This window comes from Ferrovum myxofaciens, from assembly GCF_000735045.1.
GTDB lineage: Bacteria > Pseudomonadota > Gammaproteobacteria > Burkholderiales > Ferrovaceae > Ferrovum > Ferrovum myxofaciens.
In genome coordinates this window covers 1-1949 of sequence record NZ_JPOQ01000192.1, presented here as the reverse complement: position 1 = coordinate 1949, position 1949 = coordinate 1, and the positions used below count along the sequence as shown (strand labels likewise).

Sequence of the window (1949 nt, the reverse complement as noted above, 5' to 3'; positions counted from 1 at the left end):
GGCGGTGTCTTATGGGTAAACCTGACCACGGTAATCGAGGAAAACCATGAAGTACCCTCAAATTCCTGACACGGGAAGGAGTGATGCTGAATTGAATAGATGAAAATGGGAATTTTGACCAGAAACTACGGATCTGAAGACAAAAACCGGGCGACAAAAACACAGCCGAATGGAAATTCGTTGAGGTTTTGAAAGACTGGCCGGTCAAATTCATGTCGATTCGGTCTTGGGTGAAAGCTTTTCTATAACGAACACGGATTCAGGTATCTGTCTATTTTTAACCGGTATCAACAGGGGCAAGCGTAATGAATAAAGACCTGACCAACTCCGATATTCATCGTCAAAACATACTCAACAACCCCTATGCCCTTGAAGAAATTGAGACGCATTTTGCCTTTTCAGGCAAGCAATTCGAAGGTGAATCTGTTTTTACAAAGGCAGACTTGGCGCAATTATTTGACGTGGACGAGCGCACAATTGAGCGTTATATCGCCCAATGCGGGGATGAGCTAGGGAAAAACGGGTACCGGGTGCTTAGGGGAAAACCATTAAAAAACTACAGGTTAGTTGATGTCTCCGACATGAATGTCGGAGACAAGGCGCCGAGTTTGGGTGTATTTAATTTCCGTGCTTTGCTGAACCTGGCGATGTTGTTGACAGAAAGCGAACGTGCTAAAGAAATCCGTTCGCGTATCTTGGATATTGTGATGGATGTGGTGGCAGAAAAAGCAGGTGGCCATACCCAATTCATCAATCAACGCGACAATGATTTCTTACCATCAGCTTATCAAGAGTTTGGCTATCGGCAGTCTTTTACCAGTGCTTTAAACCGTTATGTAGATGCTGGGCAGTTTAAATATGCACAATATACCAATAAGATTTATCAGATTATTTTTCGGGAGAATGCAGCCGAATATCGCAAAGTATTAAGACTGGGCAAAAATGACAGTGTGCGCGAGAGTATGTATGCCGAGGTGCTGAATTTAATTGCCAGTTTTGAAAATGGTATTGCCAGCCAGATTGAGCAGCAAGCGCAGCATCTGGGGAGAAAGTTGACTTATGCTGAAACAGATCTGTTGTTTGCGCAAGCCGAGTTGAATCCGTTCCTGCAACCCTTGATTCATAATGCTCGTACGCGTATGGCAAGCCGGGATTTGTGTTTCAGGGATGCGCTGCATGACAAGTTGCATGCCTATATCCAGGCGGTGCCACAGGCCGATTTTGATCGTTTCCTTGGTGAGACGAGCAAGGCGCTGGAAGATCGCCTGAAAGATGAAGAGATATTGGCTGTGTTCAAGCGCCTGAAGGATCGCTAACATGGAAGACGCGATTCTTTACTTTGATGTAAAACACGCGGTAGAAGTGCACGACTATATCCTTGAGGTTTCGGGCGGATTGCATGGTCAGCGCGACATAGGCTTACTGGAAAGTGCCTTGGATCATATACAGAATGATCTTTATTACCCGACCATGCTTGACAAGCTCACGCATCTTATTTTTGCTGTCAATAAGTTTCACGCGTTCAATGACGGGAATAAGCGCGCCAGTATCAGCCTCGGAGCGTATTTTCTGGAGCTAAATGGTTATGACTATTGCGTGCAGAGCTTTGTACTTCGGATGGAAAACATCGTGGTATGGGTGGCCGAGGGCAAGATCGATAAAGATTTGCTTAGTGAAATTTTTCTTGCGTTGATTGAGGAAGAGGACTACAGCGAATCACTGAAATTAAAAATCATTGAGGCAACTAATACATGACTGAACTTTAGACATTCGCGGGTTTTTCCAAATATCGAAGGTACCCATCTGCGCGATAAATATTTTCAAAAAAAAATGCAAAAAACACTTGACATGAAATCCGATTTGCGAGGTCGCTGCGCTACCCGCTCGGGGTTGTTTTTGAAGCGGGTAGCGCAGCGACCAATGAAGGGTTTTCAACCCCTGATCCCTCT

2 protein-coding genes are annotated in these 1949 nt (G+C 44.9%); both read left to right on the top strand.

Annotated elements, in window-relative coordinates; all coding sequences use genetic code 11:
- Positions 1-305 precede the first annotated feature (305 nt).
- On the top strand, positions 306-1316 hold the full coding sequence (locus tag IV91_RS0112735) for a hypothetical protein (protein ID WP_031599038.1): 1011 nt from the start codon (positions 306-308) through the stop codon (positions 1314-1316).
- Position 1317: 1 nt separating this feature from the next.
- Positions 1318-1755, top strand: coding sequence for a type II toxin-antitoxin system death-on-curing family toxin (locus IV91_RS0112730; protein WP_031599036.1), 438 nt, complete (start codon positions 1318-1320; stop codon positions 1753-1755).
- Positions 1756-1949: the final 194 nt, after the last annotated feature.

Excerpts from the sequence above, each read along its gene's own strand:
- IV91_RS0112730 (WP_031599036.1), top strand. The coding sequence starts at position 1,318 with ATGGAAGACGCGATTCTTTACTTTGATGTAAAACACGCGGTAGAAGTG.
- IV91_RS0112735 (WP_031599038.1), top strand. The coding sequence starts at position 306 with ATGAATAAAGACCTGACCAACTCCGATATTCATCGTCAAAACATACTC.